Source organism: Arthrobacter sp. MYb221, from assembly GCF_002979835.1.
In the GTDB taxonomy this organism is placed as follows: domain Bacteria; phylum Actinomycetota; class Actinomycetes; order Actinomycetales; family Micrococcaceae; genus Glutamicibacter.
Genome location: NZ_PCPW01000015.1, coordinates 70618 through 86704, shown reverse-complemented (window position 1 = coordinate 86704; position 16087 = coordinate 70618). Strand labels below are relative to the sequence as shown.

At 59.9% G+C, this 16087-nt stretch carries 14 protein-coding genes; 6 read left to right on the top strand and 8 right to left on the bottom strand.

What is annotated here, in order from left to right:
* Positions 1 to 2 precede the first annotated feature (2 nt).
* Both CQ015_RS15935 and CQ015_RS15930 read right to left on the bottom strand, forming a co-directional pair.
* Complete coding sequence (locus CQ015_RS15935) at positions 3 to 719, bottom strand: DUF5819 family protein (RefSeq protein ID WP_105650615.1); 717 nt, start codon at positions 717 to 719, stop codon at positions 3 to 5.
* A gap of 277 nt (positions 720 to 996) precedes the next feature.
* Positions 997 to 3321 carry a choice-of-anchor G family protein gene (locus CQ015_RS15930; protein WP_146114081.1) on the bottom strand — a complete coding sequence of 775 codons (2325 nt, stop codon included), beginning with the start codon at positions 3319 to 3321 and terminating at the stop codon, positions 997 to 999.
* Between the two features lie 535 nt (positions 3322 to 3856).
* Between CQ015_RS15930 and CQ015_RS15925 the strand changes: the two genes are divergently transcribed.
* Positions 3857 to 4501, top strand: coding sequence for a response regulator transcription factor (locus tag CQ015_RS15925; RefSeq protein WP_181150446.1), 645 nt, complete (start codon positions 3857 to 3859; stop codon positions 4499 to 4501).
* Here the strand turns inward: CQ015_RS15925 and CQ015_RS15920 are convergent.
* The 3 genes from CQ015_RS15920 to CQ015_RS15910 form a co-directional block, all read right to left on the bottom strand.
* Positions 4498 to 5109: an SH3 domain-containing protein gene (locus CQ015_RS15920; RefSeq protein WP_105650612.1), complete on the bottom strand. Its 612-nt coding sequence runs from the start codon at positions 5107 to 5109 to the stop codon at positions 4498 to 4500. The genes CQ015_RS15925 and CQ015_RS15920 overlap by 4 nt on opposite strands.
* Before the next feature lie 204 nt (positions 5110 to 5313).
* A complete protein-coding gene (locus tag CQ015_RS15915) occupies positions 5314 to 5817 on the bottom strand; it encodes a ferritin (protein WP_096286777.1) in 504 nt (167 codons plus the stop codon).
* Between the two features lie 147 nt (positions 5818 to 5964).
* Positions 5965 to 8337, bottom strand: coding sequence for a Tex family protein (locus tag CQ015_RS15910; protein WP_105650624.1), 2373 nt, complete (start codon positions 8335 to 8337; stop codon positions 5965 to 5967).
* 93 nt (positions 8338 to 8430) lie between these two features.
* On the opposite strand from CQ015_RS15910, the gene CQ015_RS15905 reads away from it, so the two are divergent.
* The gene (locus CQ015_RS15905) at positions 8431 to 8787 is read left to right on the top strand and encodes a hypothetical protein (RefSeq protein WP_105650611.1); all 357 of its coding nucleotides are present in this window, start codon (positions 8431 to 8433) and stop codon (positions 8785 to 8787) included.
* A 27-nt stretch (positions 8788 to 8814) separates the two neighbouring features.
* On the top strand, positions 8815 to 9210 hold the full coding sequence (locus tag CQ015_RS15900) for an RNA-binding S4 domain-containing protein (RefSeq protein WP_105650610.1): 396 nt from the start codon (positions 8815 to 8817) through the stop codon (positions 9208 to 9210).
* On the opposite strand, the gene CQ015_RS15895 is transcribed toward CQ015_RS15900, so the two are convergent.
* Positions 9207 to 11159 carry a prolyl oligopeptidase family serine peptidase gene (locus CQ015_RS15895; RefSeq protein ID WP_105650609.1) on the bottom strand — a complete coding sequence of 651 codons (1953 nt, stop codon included), beginning with the start codon at positions 11157 to 11159 and terminating at the stop codon, positions 9207 to 9209. The genes CQ015_RS15900 and CQ015_RS15895 overlap by 4 nt on opposite strands.
* Positions 11160 to 11234: 75 nt before the next feature.
* Between CQ015_RS15895 and CQ015_RS15890 the strand changes: the two genes are divergently transcribed.
* Positions 11235 to 11792 (top strand): DUF1697 domain-containing protein, encoded by a 558-nt coding sequence (locus CQ015_RS15890; RefSeq protein WP_105650608.1) that lies wholly within the window; start codon positions 11235 to 11237, stop codon positions 11790 to 11792.
* A gap of 45 nt (positions 11793 to 11837) precedes the next feature.
* Complete coding sequence (locus tag CQ015_RS15885; RefSeq protein WP_096286765.1) at positions 11838 to 12494, top strand: trimeric intracellular cation channel family protein; 657 nt, start codon at positions 11838 to 11840, stop codon at positions 12492 to 12494.
* Between the two features lie 6 nt (positions 12495 to 12500).
* On the opposite strand, the gene CQ015_RS15880 is transcribed toward CQ015_RS15885, so the two are convergent.
* On the bottom strand, positions 12501 to 13754 hold the full coding sequence (locus CQ015_RS15880; protein ID WP_105650607.1) for a CynX/NimT family MFS transporter: 1254 nt from the start codon (positions 13752 to 13754) through the stop codon (positions 12501 to 12503).
* A 19-nt stretch (positions 13755 to 13773) separates the two neighbouring features.
* On the bottom strand, positions 13774 to 14328 hold the full coding sequence (locus CQ015_RS15875; protein ID WP_096286760.1) for a TetR/AcrR family transcriptional regulator: 555 nt from the start codon (positions 14326 to 14328) through the stop codon (positions 13774 to 13776).
* A gap of 137 nt (positions 14329 to 14465) precedes the next feature.
* Between CQ015_RS15875 and CQ015_RS15870 the strand changes: the two genes are divergently transcribed.
* Positions 14466 to 15983, top strand: coding sequence for an MFS transporter (locus CQ015_RS15870; RefSeq protein WP_105570257.1), 1518 nt, complete (start codon positions 14466 to 14468; stop codon positions 15981 to 15983).
* Positions 15984 to 16087: the final 104 nt, after the last annotated feature.

Sequence of the window (16087 nt, the reverse complement as noted above, 5' to 3'; positions counted from 1 at the left end):
GATTACTTCACACCTTCCAAGGACAAGAAGATCTTTGCGAAGTTTTCATCGCTTTGTCCGTCAGCAACGGTTGTTCCTCGCCATCCTGAATCGATGACGCTAGCAGCCGGGCGTTTAGCGTCCTCTTTGTTCCGCTGAGCAAACGGTACGATGCCCTGCCGCGCAACTTTGAACTGCACGTTCTTGACGTTCTCACCCCACAGCGCCCGGGCTACCTGGGTGGCATAAGCGCTTGCAATCTTTTCATTCTCAATAAAATTGGCCGTGCTGTTTCTTGCTTTCGCAGAATCGTTCATGGAACGGGCTTTCAGTTCGGCGGCGAGACGCGAGTCCCAATCATCACCCTTGAAATAGCTCAGTTTCACGATCTTCTGTTGTTCGTCATCGAGTTTCCGCCAAGCACCCCGATAATCCGACGCGAGTTGATTACCCGCTACCGCTGCCCGAGGCGGGAACAAGTTGTGGTGGATCATATCCATTTCGCGGTTCACTGAGTCCACCCACTCGGTAGTTATCAGGCCATCACCGTTGTCGACCTGGGCGCGAACTGATATATGATAATCCCCATCGATTGGTTTTGGCGCGAATACCGACCAGCTTTGACCGAACATCGGGAGCATGTAAGTTCTCAACGCTGATGCGGGGACAGCTTTACGTAATTCATTGACAGGAGCGACCCAGAGGAATGTGGCAAAGATATGCCACATGGTGAGCAGCACACAGACTGCACCAACGATTCTCAGCCAGATAGGCCGTCGCTTACTCGCTGCCTTAGACGGAGCTGACGTCATGTCCCAGTCCTGTTCGTTCAAGATTCAACCCAACGCAACAACACGAGCCGGGGTTAGCGCCCCATGCAGAGTTGGTATGAAGTCGTTCAAGTATGTATGGACGCTCAAATTCGAGCGTCAGTAGCAAGAGCCACTAATAAACGATAAACCGGGCTGCCCCGCGAAGGGCAGCCCGGCTCGTCGTTATCACTGCAAAGTTACGCTATTACGCATTCTTGCGGCGAGCAATCATAATTCCAGCACCAGCTAGTGCGAGCAGTACAGCAATGCCGCCTGCAATCAGCACACCATTGGCACCGGTGTCAGCTAGGTTGTCCTTAGGCTTTTCCTTGCCGTCGGAGTCCGAATCACTATTCGATGAACCGTTGCTGTCATCCTTGGCATCAGCGTCAGCAGTTGCATCGGCAGTTGCCTCAGACTCGGAACCCTCAGCGTCAGCGGCTGCATCAGCATCGACAGCGTCAGCGGCTGCATCAGCATCGACAGCGTCAGCGGCTGCATCAGCATCGACAGCGTCAGCGGCTGCATCAGCATCGACAGCGTCAGCGGCTGCATCAGCATCGACAGCGTCAGCGGCTGCATCAGCATCGACAGCGTCAGCGGCTGCATCAGCATCGACAGCGTCAGCGGCTGCATCAGCATCGACATCTTCAACAACAACGAAGTTCACTTCGTCAGTTGATTCGTTCTCATCCGTTGCAGTAGCTGTGTGGTTCCCAGCAGGCACGTCAGGGAACGTAACAGTCCAGGTTCCGTCTTCGCCAACAGTGGTCACCTGATCATCCTGTCCCGGGATCGAGACAGTTACTTCGGTACCAGGCTCGCCGGTACCCGTTACATCAACGGGGCCAACAGGAATTTCTTCGCCCTCGGTCGGAGTCAGGATATCGACTGGTGCGACAACTGCTTCTTCAGCAGCAGACTGTACGGTTGAAGACGCCAGCGACAGGTTGGCAAGGCCACCTGCAGCAACGTCTGGCAGCACAGTTACGGACAGTGCACGGACGGTAAAGCTGTCAGCACCCAAGTCGCCATCGGTGAGCAGCGGATCTTCGGTCGGCTGCTCGTTGATCGTGATGGTTACTACGCGGTCAAGCACCCCACGCAGAACTGGCTCCAGCTGACCGGCAATTAGGCCTACAGCTGGGTCTACAACCTCGCCAAGACCATTGCCGACGTTATCTAGCACGCCCTGTACCAATGGGCCAGTGGTAGTGGTAATACCATCTGCAACAGCAGCAGTAATTGGGTTCAGCAGGTCGCCGATATCAATAATTCCAAGCAGATCAAGCTCAGTTTCTGCCGTCGGTGCAGGCGCTTCGGTTCCAGCGAACTGGGCCAGCGTTCCTTCGATCAGTACACCGCCAGTAGCCGTAAGAGGGAATACACCTGCGGTTATGTTCAGTTCGACCTTCACGTTCAAGTCATTCAAGACCGACTCGATGATGGAAGTTGCCTTGGTGGTAATTCCCGACAGTGATTCGGTGATTCCATTGGCGATAGCATTCGCTACATCTTCACCAATCAGCGGCGTGTTCGGATCGAAATTATTCAGATCCTGGCCGCTTTCTTCAATCAGCTTAGCCAGGTCGACGTGAACATCGCCGGTTCCGAGATCGATAGAAATCGAACCGCTATCGTTCGCGATAGGTGTTGCGATTAGCTCGTCAACAACAGTCTGGCCAACGGTGTCCAGCCCGTCGATCGTTACCTGAGCACTGTTAACGTTGACCAGCGGAATCGCATTCGCGGTAGTTTCGATCTGATTCAGCAGCGAATCCAGCGCACCGCCTGTGGAAACAAGCCCGCTCACCGGGTCTACGGCAGTCTGGAATACGTCACCCAACGTGGTGCCAAGCGTACCCACCAGAGGGCTGCTCAGTTCCAGCTCGGCTCCCGCGATGACGTAATCACTAGTAACCACGTCGTTGGTGCTTTCGGCTTCCGAAGCCAGCGCACCAAGTTCGATACGAGCAGCGTCAAGGATCTGATCGGTCAGTCCATCAACTCCAGCCTGGTCGAACAGTGCAGCCAGGTCGATGTACGCTGGGTCGTTTCCAACACCGGCGTTCGGGGATACTGCGATCGCGCCGCCGTCGGTAATTGCACCAGAGGACGCGCGAGCATGAACCTCAGTATCAGCAAGGCTGTAACTGCTCAATCCACCCAGTTCGCCCAGATCGATGAGGCCCACGCCTTCCGCATTCTTCAAGAGCGGAAGCTGGACGCCTGAACCTAAATCAATCGTCTCATCGGAAAGCAGGCCGATATCCAGCTGCCCCTGATCGGCACCTGGATTGCCGTCATCCGGGAAACTCTGCTGAGTGAAGCCCGAACCCACAAGGTCTAAGGTCGACAAGTCAAGGTCAATAATATGAGCTTGAGCTTGCGAAGGATCGTCAGCGCTGAAGGCACTAGCCGGCGCTGCGCAAAGTACTGCCGAAGCAGCGAATACAGCCGTCGTTGTTCCAAACGCTAGGCCAGTAGTGGCCGTGCGCCGGAAACGCGGCTTCTTGTTGGTATCTTTCAAAACTCGTGTCCTCCCACAAAGTCTTTCACTGATGCCCGATGTGCAGCGAGCCCCAATTGGTCCTCAAGTTGCGATGCTTCATTTCTCCTGTCGGATCAGAAGCCAAATCGTTCAATCGGAATGTTTCGAGTGCACTTCTGCAAAAGTGACCCAACTTTGACCCTATGCCGAGCAACCCTCCACTCTCAGGTTTCTTTCAGCTAATTCTTTGCTAATTCAGGTTATTAATCTTGGCCACTTGGCTAAAAAATCTAGCTGATATGGGTTACCCGTCGGTAGCTGACATATACACTTCAATTGAAATTCATCAAAATTAGGTATTGACACCGCTTAGGTGGAGGTCCATTGTGAAAACCGTGTCTGATTTGAGACTTAACAGCCGACTGTCGGAGTGTTTTTTTAGCCACATGGCTATAGGATTACACTACAAGCAATGGATGAACTCATGTGGGGACATGAAGGGGCGATCTGTTGCACCTCAACCTGAGTATTTTCTGAATAAGGATGATGCCCCTTGCCCCCTATTCGAGTCCATTTGGCCGATAGCGATCATTTTTCGCGCGCAGGGATTTCCGCTGTTTTAGCATCGGCCAATGACATTACGATCGAGAAAATCTCGGACTCGATGCATGAAGCAGTGCAAAATGCCGTGAGCTTTACCCCACACATCGTGATTCTTGAGTACTCACTTAGCGGCACCGATATCCATCTCGCCATCCAGGATATTACGTCCCAAGCACCATCGACGAAGGTCGTGCTGCTCGCCAATTCATACGGGCGCGCGGAACTCGCGAAGGCCTACGAGTCGGGTAGTTCCGGACTGATTTCGAAGAATTCGATTAGCGCCGAGCTGCCCAGCGCGCTTCGCATGGTCGCCGCCGGCTATCAACTATTTGCCCAGCCCTCCGAAGGTTGGGAGAAGCCGCTGCGATTCGCCAGGCGATCCCAGAATCAAGCAATCATTGACAAAATGAGTGATCGCGACAGGCAACTCGTGCGTGGTGTCGCGTCAGGTATGACGAACATCCAGATTTCGCGATCAACGCACATCAGCGAAGGGTCGGTGAAATTGCATTTGGCCCGGATCATGGACGAGTTCGGCGTTTCGAACCGAGTTCAGCTGGCAGTCATCGCAGCAGAGACAGGGCTCATTACCTCAGCGGATCTGCTGACCGCTTAGTAGACGGTCCGCAGTTGGCTGGCTGGAATCCACATTTCTTCACCGTCGCGGTCGATCTGCCGCCAGGCACCCTGGCGGGCCACGATCACCACGGCGGTGTCGGCCTGCAAAATGCGCGCCAAAGAGTGGTGGTCTCCAGGTCCGCGTCGGGCATTGAGTTGAATGGTCGTCAGAGCCCGTTGGTTGGGAACCGCGATGAGCCCGCCCTTGGCCGGACGCGACGGCAAGGTCTGCAGATACATGCTCGGGACCCAGCCCAGCAGTTGGCCAAACTGGATTTGCGACCACAGTCCCTGTTGCAGCACCATCCGCACCTTGCTCGCCTGTTCGACGACTTTGAGTACCGGATATCCCGTGCCGCTGCCCTGGCGCAGATTGAGAGTCGCGGTGGTGAGGTGCGTTGCCTCGATCAGCGAATAGCGCGAAAGCACCCGCGAACCGCTATCTACTTCAGGATTGCCTTCAACGTTTTCCTCAATGGCCGCCGGAATCGGTTCAAGATAGATATTCGGCAGCCACCCATAGATTCGGTGAACGTAAACATGCGCCCAGGAGCCGCGCACTTCAACGAGCGCAAGTTCCGTTCCCGAGCTCAGATTGCTCTGCACAAGGTAGTGTCGCCCGGCACCCTTACGTAGTTTCAGCTCTGCCGTCGTGCGGTGCGTATGCGTCGGTGACGACGTCCGAGCCGAAGGATGCGGATAACCCAATTGGTTCACAACCACCTCGATATAGAAAAACTTAGAGAACCAGCAATTAGCTGATTCCCTAAGTTTATTTCATGTTTGAAGAGTTTTTATCTTCCTGAAGTTTTATTCGCCGGCCGACGTACGTGCCCCGAGCTCACGGTCCAGTCGCAGAATGCCGCTGCCGTCGTCTCCGACGAGCTTGAGCCGGTCCAGAATCTCGGAAACGGTGGCCTCTTCTTCGACCTGTTCCTCGATGAACCAGTTCAGCATCGGGATCGAATCGATGTCGCCCTCGGTCTGTGCCAGTCGGTAGAGTTCCCGGATTGCTTCGGAAACCTTGCGCTCGTGGGACAGCGAAACGGTGAAAGCGTCGACAACGGTCTTGACGTTCATCACCGGTGCCGGCTGTTCGCCGATCTTTGGGCGGGCATCACGGTCGGTCATGTGAGTCATGAACTTCTCCGCATGCACTACTTCTTCGGCCGCCTGCGCACGGAACCAACCGGCAATGCCGGAAAGGCTCATAACGTCCATTTCCACTGCCAGCTGACGGTAAACGGTCGCAGCTGTCAATTCGAGAGTTAACTGAGTGTTGAAGGCCTCTGCCAGTTTTCCTGTAAGTTCCATGTCTACAGACTACGACTCATTTTCCTGCTTGTCACCGAAGTTCGGACACACTTATCACGAGGGTAATTAGCGCATACTTTAGCGTTGACCAGTAGTTAATTGAGCCGATGCTAACAAAGGCAAGGGCAACAACCACCTGGGTCCTACCTATTTCCCCAGCCCTGCGCGGCGCAGCGCTTCGGCCATGGCCGTATTGGCGCTGGCTGCCGGCGCCGCCTTCCGATTCCCCTCCTGGTCACGCTCGCCCCGCTTGCTTGGCCCGCCGTTGGACCGGGGCCCACCCTGACCGCGCGGCCTTGTCTGTTCTGGCGTCGTTTTCTCGCCCGGCAGCTCGTCGTCCAAACGCAAGGTGAGCGAAATGCGCTTGCGCGTCGCATCGACTTCGAGGACCTTCACCTTGACGATCTGTCCCGAGCTGACTACTTCGCGCGGATCGGAGATGAACTTGTTGCTCATCGCCGAGACATGGATCAGTCCGTCCTGGTGCACGCCCAAATCTACGAACGCGCCGAAGGCTGCCACGTTGGACACGGTGCCCTCCATGATCATCCCCGGCTTGACGTCGGAAAGTGTTTCCACGCCTTCACGCAATGCGGCCGTAACGAATTCGCCGCGGGGGTCACGCGCCGGACGGCGAAGTTCTGCAATGACATCCCGTATCGTCGGCTCGCCGAACTGCTCGGTGGTGAAGTCGGCGGGGTTCAGCTCTTCTAAACGCCGTCCCTGGCTTTCGGCAGCCTGCTGCAGCTTATTGGCCAGCGCGTACGCTTCGGGATGTACCGAGGAGGCATCCAGGCGTTCCTTGCCACCGGTGATACGCAAGAAGCCGGCGCATTGCTCGAAGGCCTTGGCGCCCAGACGCGGCACCTTCAGCAGCTCCTTGCGCGTGGCAAAAGCCCCATTGGCGTTGCGGTGATCGACGATATTCCGGCTGAGCAAGGGACCCACACCCGCCACGCGGGAAAGCAGCGCCGGGGACGCGGTATTTACGTCCACGCCGACCGCATTCACGCAGTCCTCCACGACAGCGTCCAAGGCACGGTCCAGTTTCGTGGCCCCCACATCGTGCTGATACTGGCCCACGCCGATGGACTTCGGATCGATCTTGACCAGCTCGGCCAAGGGATCCTGCAGGCGCCGGGCAATGGACACCGCGCCGCGGATCGACACGTCCAGGTCCGGTAGTTCCTGGCTGGCAAGTTCTGAGGCAGAGTAGACGGACGCTCCGGCCTCGGACACGATGACCTTGGACAGGTCCTTGCCGCCCAGTGCCTTGATGACCTCTGCGGCCAGGCGATCGGTTTCGCGTCCCGCGGTGCCGTTGCCCACGGCAATCAGCGAGGTACCGTGCTTCTGCGCCAACTTGGTCAGCGTCTTCACCGACTCGTCCCACCGATTAGCCGGGGCATGCGGGTAGATGGTGGCTATATCTACGACCTTTCCGGTGAGATCGACTACCGCGACCTTCACCCCGGTGCGCAGACCCGGGTCGAGGCCGAGCACCGCCTTGCTTCCCGCCGGCGCGGCCAGCAGCACATCGCGCAGGTTGGCCGCGAAAATCTTCACCGATTCATCCTCGGCCGCTTCGAAGAGGCGAGCGCGCAGATCGGATTCAAATCGCGTGAGCAGCCGGGCCTTCCATGCCAGACGAACGGTCTGCGCCAGCCAACTAGCGGCCGGTGCATCGGGGCTGGTGGAAATTCCGAGGGAGGAAGCGATGGCGTTTTCGTAGCCGGTGCGGGCCGCGGCGAGCGCTTGCTCATCGCGCGGATCCGCCTCGGCGAACTGCAGTTTCAGCGCTCCGTCGCGTTCGCCGCGCAGCAAGGCCAGCACTCGGTGCGAAGGCAGCGAATCCAGGTTCGCCACATAGTCGAGGTAGTCCTTGTATTTACCTTGCGCCTCAGCAGTAGCGGCGGCCGCGGCGCTGGCCCCGATCTTGCCCGACTTCCACAGCCGCTCGCGAAGCTCGGAAGCCAAGGCGACATCCTGGGAAACCCGCTCGGTCACGATCGAACGGGCACCGGAAAGCACATCCAGCTCGGTGCCGAAGCCGGCTTCGACGTTGAGGTAAGCGGCCGCGGCCACCTGCGGATCGGTGCTCCGATCGCCAAGCAGCAAATCCGCCAACGGTTCCAGCCCAGCTTCACGAGCTATCTGCGCCTTGGTCCGCCGCTTGGACTTGAACGGAAGGTAGATGTCTTCCAGCTCGGCCTTGGTGGCAGCCGCCGAAATCGCGGCGTCAAGCTGATCGGTTAGTTTTCCGGCTTCGCTGATGGCTTCGCGGACCGTGACGCGGCGTTCTTCGAGTTCTCGCAAGTACCGCAGGCGTTCTTCGAGCAAACGCAGCTGCGTGTCCGAGAGCATCCCGGTGACTTCTTTTCGGTACCTTGCAATAAATGGAACCGTTGACCCCGAGTCCAAAAGTTCCACGGCCGCATTAACCTGCCAGACCGCGACTTTGGAGTCTCCAGATAGTTCGGCTGCCAGCTGTTCAATGATCTTCTGCTCTGTGCTACTCACCGAACCATTGTGCCCCAAAGAGCTTAATCTTCAGATGATCAACTCGGTTCACACCCAGCAGATCCTAAAACTTGGACGCTAGACTTGCTAGCTATGGGGAATGTAGCAATTCGAAAGTCAGCCGCGATACTCGCAGTATCGTCGCTCATCATGGTGACCGCTGGTTGTTCCGTGCTGGAAGACACCGCCACGTCGGCTGCCACGCAGCTCACCGACGCTGCCGCCACGGAGATGGTCCGCCAGGCCTGTGCGCCGATCCAGGATGGCAGCATAGATGCCGGAGAACTGCGCGTGCTCAGTTCCATCATCGGTTCGGTTGAAGGCGGCGGTTTGCCGCAGCCAATAGTCGATGTGCTCAAGGAACTGGCAAGTTCGGGAGACCAGGCGCCGCAAGCACTGCAAGATCGCCTGGTGCAGGCCTGCGATGATGCCAACGCAAACAACAACTAACCCCACGGTGATCTAGACTTTTGACCTATGGTCGAAATTCCCACCGGCGGCAAGGTCCGTCTTGACGCCTGGCTCTGGGCGGTGCGCATGTACAAGACTCGCTCGGCGGCAACCAGCGCCTGCCGCGCCGGTCATGTTCGGCTCAATGGGGATCCGGTCAAGGCATCGCAGATCGTCGTTCCCGGGGACCGCATCCGGGTCCGCAAGGACGGCTGGGACCGGGACCTTGAGGTCACCGGGCTCATTTCTAAGCGCGTCGGCGCGCCAGTAGCCGTCAAATGCTATCTGGACCACACCCCGCCCCGCGAGAAGGTCGTCATCCCGCAGGTTCCGATCCGCGACCGGGGTACCGGGCGCCCCACCAAGAAGGACCGCCGCGAAATTGATCGCTTGCGCACCTCCTGGCAGGGACCCGAAGACTAAGTCAGCTCGATCGCTGGCACGTCCACCGCGAAGTCGAAGATCTGTGCATAGAACGACAGCGAGCTTTCTAGCGCCTTGATGATATTTGCCGACTTGCGAAAGCCATGCTGTTCTCCGGCAAACAGGATGTAAGCATGCGGAATCCCCCGCTTGGCCAACGCGTCGGCCACCACCTGTGATTGAGCCGGCGGGACCACCTTGTCCTCATCGCCCTGGAGGAGCAGCACCGGGCAGGAAATCTTCTCCACATGGTTGATAGGCGCCCGCTTTTCGTACAGCTCTGCCGCTTCCGGGTAGGGACCGACCAAGGAGAACATGTACTGGGATTCGAAGTCGTGGGTATCCTGCACCAATCCCACCAGGTCCGAGACGCCGTACCGGCTGATGCCGGCGGTGAAGACCTCGGAGAAGGTCAGCGCGCACAGCACCGTCCAGCCGCCGGCGCTGCCTCCTTCGATGCCGATCCTTGCCGGATCGGCAAGTCCCCGGGCGATGAGCGCCTTGATCACCGCCACGGTGTCCGCCACGTCGACCACACCCCACGCGCCACGGAGCCGGTTTCGATAATCCCGGCCATAACCGGTGGAGCCACCATAGTTCACGTCCACCACACCGATGCCCCGCGAGGTGTAGTAGGCAACGGTGGCGCTCAGCGTTGCGACCGCTTGGCTGGTTGGCCCGCCGTGCACGAAGGTGACATACGGGGGCAGTTCCCCTTCTGCTCCCGCAAAGCCTTCTTGGCGGGGCTTGTAGAGCAGCGCGTGGACCGCCTGGCCGGCCGCGTTGGCGCATGCAAATTCTTCGACTTCCGGAAGCATGGCGGGCTCTGGCAGCTCGGCGATCGACCGGGTCACCGACCGGTGCTCCAGGGTCTCCACGTTGATCAAGGAGATCTCTTCGCCTTGGGTCAGCGAAGAGGTGCCGGCCAACAGCCACCCATCTTGCAACGCCAGCGGACGCACCCGGGTGAAGGGCAAGGCGAGGTCTTCCAGTCCCCCGGTAATCGTATGCACCCGTGCCAGCTTGGTCGTGCCCGTTCCGTAGGAACACAACAGCGTCTGCTGATTTTCGTTCAGATACCATCCGGTGCCTACCTGCCACAGCGGACCTGCGAACTCTGCGGCACGGTCAACCAGACGCACGGTGCGCCCGGAACTGAGCTGGTAGGTGTAGGGATTCCACCATCCCGAGGCATCCGAGATGAAGGTCAGCCGGTCATCGTCGGTCCATTCGGGCTGCATGACCGAGATCTCCGGGCCTCCGGCGATCACCGAGCCCTGTAAGGTTCCCTGCTCGGTGTATTCGGCGAGGTGGAGTTCGGTCGCATCCCAGGGCATATCCGGGTGTTCCCAGCTGATCCACGTCAGATGCGTGGCATCCGGGCTCAGCCGCGGCCCGGCGACAAACCGCTCCGGGGCGCTGAGCAGTCGAATGGCCGCCAGATCTTCGCTGGCGCTGCCGTCCAGCGGGATTTCCACGATATGGCGCACCGGTTCGGCCCGCAGGTCTTCCATAATTGCCAGCACCTGGCCCGCCGGCCCCGGAACGAATTCTGCGAAGCGCAGTGCCGGATCGCCGTCGATCATGCTTGGCGGGGTCAGCGCCACCGGCTCTTCATTGGCCAGCACCTTCAGGTAGACGCGCTGGTCTTCGAAGTTTGCAAAGACCACCGCGGGGACCGCCCCTTCGAGCAGCAGCCAGCTGGCACCCCCGTACTCATGCACCCGCGAGCGCACGTTGTACGGCGCCGCGATCAGCTGACGCCCCGCCGCGGCAGCGCTGCGCCCATACTCGACAAGGGTCACCCGTCCGCCCTCCGCGGGCAGGCCTTCCTGCACGATCAGCTTGTCTCCGAAGAAGCAGGCTCCGCCGAGCGGTTTAGTGCCAGCCGCTACTTGCGCAGCTGAGATGGTCGAGGGCCAGGAACCAAAGGGCATGTGCTGAAGCATGTGTTCGATCCTAGTCATATTTCGGGCCAAGAACGACCCTCGACAAGCGCTAACTCGGTGAGCTTGGATGGTGCCATGGCAAAGTTCGTATTGTTCTTGCGCGGGGTTAACGTCGGCGGGGTCAAAGTTTTGATGAAAGATCTCGCCACACTGCTCGGCGAGGCCGGCTACGGCCCGGTTAAAACCGTGCTCGCCAGCGGCAATGCTATCCTCGACGCGCCGCACGGCGCGGCGCCCGAGCTGCGTGCGCACTGCGAGCAATTGCTGGCCGACTACTACGGCCGCCCCATTCCGGCGCTGGCTTTCAGCGCCGCCGAAGTCCACGAACTCGCCGCCGACTTCCCGGTGCCGGTGCCCGAGGCAGCTGCCGAGTTCCACCGCTACCTGACCCTGTGCGCCAGTGAGCGCGATGCCCAGGAACTATATGCCGCGGCGGCCCCGCTCGCCGATGCTACGGTGGTGGCGGTGCGCGCCAGGAGCTTGTGCTGGATCAGCCCAAAGGGCCAAAGCCTTGAAACCCCGGTTTCGAAGCTTGTCACCGCGCAGGCGCGCCAGCGGATTATCACCACGCGCAACCTGAATACCTTAGTAAAACTTTCCACGATTATTCGCGCGCAGGAACTCGGAGAATAATGAGCTCTGCATCTGCTTCCACTCCAACTCGCTGAGGGCCACTTCATGCTCATTGTCATCGAACTCGTTGGCATTTTCTTTTTCGCCGTCGCCGGCTCGCTGATGGCCGCCCGCCGCGGTTTTGACATGCTCGGTTCGGTATTCCTCGGCGGCGTCACCGGTCTGGGCGGCGGTGTGGTGCGCGACCTGATCCTGAACGAATCCCCGGCCACCTTCGGGCATCCCATTTATTTCCTGCCGCCGGTGCTGGCCGCGTTGCTCGTTTATGGCTTTACTCCCGCCATCCAAAAACTTCACCGCCTGGTGCTGGTCTTCGATGCCGCGGGACTGGGCTTGTTCTGCATGACCGGCACGCTCAAGGCCCTGCAGCACGATTTTAATCCGGTCACCGCGGTGCTGCTAGGGATGATTACCGGGGTGGGCGGCGGGCTGATGCGTGATGTCATTTCCAATGTCACCCCGGATTTGTTCAACCCGCGGGACATCTATGCGATCCCGGCGATGATCGGCGGCATCCTCACCGCGGTGTGCTGGAGCTTTGAGCTCTTCAACCCCATGGTCGGCGTGGGCATCGCGGCGCTCACCTTTGCCACGCGGCTGGCCTCGCTGAAGTTCGGCTGGCGCATCCCGCTGGCGGCCGGACACTGGCACCGGCCTACCCCGGGATCCCCACCGGAGAACGGACCGCAACGGCATTTCTAGTTCCGCCTAGTCCACGCGTTCGAGCTTGCCCTCGTTTTCGGCACCCGGCGCGCTGTCCTCGATGGTGCGCGATGGATTGATGATCACCGCGCCGAGCAGCATCACCACGATGCACACCCCGAGCATCGAGAAGGCCACGCCCCAGGATCCGCTGGCCTGCTGCACGACGCCGAAGAGCATCGGAACGATGGCGGCACCGGCATAGCCCAGGCCCTGGGCGAAGCCCGAAAGCACGCCCGAACCGTAGGTGGTGCGCGAGCGCAGATTCATCATCAACAGCGCAATGGCGAAGGTGCCCTGGCCCAGGCCCGCCATCGACACCCAGAACCAGGTTCCCTGGGTCGGGGAAAGATAGATTCCGAGGTGGCCGGTAATCCAGCAGGCGGTGAACACGCCCACCGCGATGATCGGGTTCTTCAAGCGCGGAACCCACAGCGGGACCAGCAGTGCCACCGGCAATCCGAGGATCGCGAAGAGCGCGAGCATATTTCCGCTGGCCGCCTCGTCCAGGCCCTGGGCGTACAGGTACGGCGGCAGCCAGGTGAAGTACACATAGGTCTGCGCTGAGTTGCCGGCAAGGAAGATGGCCAGCCCCCAGGCGACCTTGGACTTCCACGGGTTGATCCGCGCGATCTCGTGTCCCCCGGCCGCCGGCAATGCCGCCTCCGGGCGCTCCACGCGGCGGTCCGCAAACAGCTGCATCATCCAGGGGATCAGCACGATCCCGGACAACAGGGCCCACGAGCCGATCGAGGTCTGCCAGCTGCCGACATTGGCGAAGGGAACCGAGAATTGCGGCGCCAGCCAGGTGCCGATGGCGATCATCGTGACGTATCCGCTGGTGACAACGCCGATGCGGTCCGGGAAGTATTTTTTCACCAACGGCGGCAGCACCACGTTGCCCATGCCGTAACCGGCCAGGGTGACAATGGACAAGGCCAGGAAGGGATAGACATTGGGCATCAATGGCCGTGCCAGCTGTCCGGCCACGGCCAGCGCGACCGCGATGACCAGCGTACGCTCCAGGCCCCAGAGCCGAATCAGCCGCGGGGTCAACAGCCCTAAGACGGCGAATGAGATCGGTGCCAGCATGGCCAGCAGCCCGGTGGTGAATTCGGTGAACTCGATATCTTCTTGGATGCGGGCCAGCAGCGGCGGCACGGACACTACCGCCGCGCGCAGCGACAGGGCCATCAGCAAGATGCCAAGCAGCGCCCCGATACGGCCTTTGAGCCGGTTCCTTGTGCCGTCTTCGGCCATGTGACACATCCCTGCAGAATTATTCGTTGAGTTCTTTCAACTTTTTGAGTTGCGGGACCAATTCTAGTAATTCTTTGAGCCGACCCTCAAAATTGCTTTGATACCAGGAGCCGGGCATGGCCAGATGCGCATAGAGCCCCTCGCCAATCAGGATGACCAGATGCGCGATCGCCGGGTCCCCCACTTCGTCGAGGATTAGCTGCAGCCACCGGGCGTGCACGTCCTCGAGCATCGCCGCGGCGCTGCCGACTCCAGCCTGCGCCAGGCGCTGCACCGCGACCAGATGGCGGTCCAATTCGGTGTCGACTTCCGCCGAGGTCTGCACGTAATAAACCGAGGCGCCCTCTGCGGCCTCGTGCATCCGATCGAGATCCAATTGGACGTGCTCCTCGGTGGACTCGATCACCCCGGCGGCGAGCGCTTCCTTCGAGGCAAAGTGGTAAAGCAGTCCGCCTTTTGAAACTCCTGCTCGTGTCGCGGCGGCTTCGAGGGTTGCCGCGCGTTCCCCTTCTTCGCAGAGCAGCGAGATATAAGCATCCAGTACCTTCGTGCGTGCCGCAGGTGGACGGGCCATGAATCTCCTTAGGAATTTAGACGGTGACGGATTTAACCTTACATTCGATGGTAACTATACCAACCGGACGGTATAGTTACTCTTGAGGGTGAAACCACACCCCAATTTCCTACGCACTAATTTCAAAGGCCAATCCCATGAGCTCACAGATCACCGAACGCGCCTCCACGCTGAGTCGTTCGCGCCGCTGGGCCGCTCTGACCGTACTGCTTTTCCCGGTACTACTCGTCTCCGTGGACAATACGGTGCTGTCATTCGCGGTTCCCGCCATCTCGGGTGCGCTATCGCCTAGCGGTACGCAACTGTTATGGATCATCGACATCTACCCACTGATCCTCGCGGGACTGCTGGTCCCCATGGGCTTCCTGGGTGACCGGATTGGCCGACGCAAGGTGCTGCTGATCGGTGCCACGGGATTCGCGCTGATCTCCGCGTTGGCGGCCTTCGCCACCGACGCTTTCCAGCTGGTGCTCGCCCGCGCCCTGCTCGGTATTTTCGGTGCCATGCTGATGCCGGCCACGCTCTCCTTGATCCGCAATATCTTCCCGGACGCCAAAGAACGCCGGACCGCGGTTGCCATCTGGGCCAGTGCGTTCTCCGGCGGAGCGGTCCTCGGCCCCATCATCGGCGGACTCCTTCTGGAGCACTTCTGGTGGGGTTCGGTCTTCCTGCTGGCAGTTCCGATGCTGCTGCCGCTGCTCATCGGCGGCCTGCTGCTCCTGCCCGAATCCAAGGACCCGAATCCCGGGCGAGTCGATCCGCTGTCCATCGTTTTGGTCATCTTCACCTTGCTGCCCTTCGTCTACGCGATCAAGTCCTTCACCACCGAGCCGCTGTACGTGGTCATTGGCGCCGTAGCGCTCTCCGTTGCCAGCGGGGTGGGCTTCGTGCGCCGGCAGCTGGCCGCCGCCAACCCGATGATCGACGTGCGCCTGTTTTCCAATGCCGCGTTCTCCGGAGCGCTGACGGTGAACCTGATCGGCGTCTTCTCGCTGGTGGGCTTCATCTACTTCGTTTCCCAGCATCTGCAGCTCATCGCCGGGTACAGCCCGCTCGATGCCGGCCTGCTGATGACCCCGGGCCTGGTCTTGACGATGGTCTTCGGCCTCGTCTCGGTCCCGCTGGCCGCGCGCTTCGGCGCACCGGCCATCATGGTCGGCGGCCTGATGCTTTCGGCCGTGGCCTACGCGGTGGTCGTTTTCGCCGGCTCTTCCGGAGATGTCTTCTGGCTCATGGCGGCCTTCTGCGTCCTGGGAATCGGGGTGGGCATGTCCGAGACCCTGTCCAATGACATGGTGCTCACCGCGGTGCCCGCCTCGAAGTCGGGGGCGGCCTCGGCAATCTCGGAAACCGCCTATGAGGTCGGAGCGGTGCTCGGGGTGGCCGTGCTCGGCACCATTTTGAATACCGTCTATGCCGCGCAGCTCAAGGTTCCGGAGGCGCTCGACGCCGCGGCGACCCAAGCGGCCGTGGAAACCCTGAGCGGCGCGCACCAGATTGCGCAGGGGCTGCCCGCCGATCAGGCGCAGGCGCTTTTGGCCTCCGCGGCCCACGCTTTTGACCACGGGGTGCTCATCACCTCGAGCATCGCGGCGGTGCTGGCCCTGGTCGCCGCAATCGTGGTGGCTCGAATCATCAAACCCGCTACTCGGTAAACGATTTGGGACACTTTCCGAAAATCTAGATTAATTAGGTCAAAGTTATTCAAAAGTTGCGAATCTCGACGTAGGCTAGGCAGTGTAGTTCCAAAGTAATTCGC

Excerpts from the sequence above, each read along its gene's own strand:
- CQ015_RS15880 (WP_105650607.1), bottom strand. The coding sequence starts at position 13,754 with ATGGCCGAAGACGGCACAAGGAACCGGCTCAAAGGCCGTATCGGGGCG.
- CQ015_RS15890 (WP_105650608.1), top strand. The coding sequence starts at position 11,235 with ATGGCAAAGTTCGTATTGTTCTTGCGCGGGGTTAACGTCGGCGGGGTC.
- CQ015_RS15900 (WP_105650610.1), top strand. The coding sequence starts at position 8,815 with ATGGTCGAAATTCCCACCGGCGGCAAGGTCCGTCTTGACGCCTGGCTC.
- CQ015_RS15870 (WP_105570257.1), top strand. The coding sequence starts at position 14,466 with ATGAGCTCACAGATCACCGAACGCGCCTCCACGCTGAGTCGTTCGCGC.
- CQ015_RS15885 (WP_096286765.1), top strand. The coding sequence starts at position 11,838 with ATGCTCATTGTCATCGAACTCGTTGGCATTTTCTTTTTCGCCGTCGCC.
- CQ015_RS15895 (WP_105650609.1), bottom strand. The coding sequence starts at position 11,159 with ATGCTTCAGCACATGCCCTTTGGTTCCTGGCCCTCGACCATCTCAGCT.
- CQ015_RS15915 (WP_096286777.1), bottom strand. The coding sequence starts at position 5,817 with ATGGAACTTACAGGAAAACTGGCAGAGGCCTTCAACACTCAGTTAACT.
- CQ015_RS15875 (WP_096286760.1), bottom strand. The coding sequence starts at position 14,328 with ATGGCCCGTCCACCTGCGGCACGCACGAAGGTACTGGATGCTTATATC.
- CQ015_RS15905 (WP_105650611.1), top strand. The coding sequence starts at position 8,431 with ATGGGGAATGTAGCAATTCGAAAGTCAGCCGCGATACTCGCAGTATCG.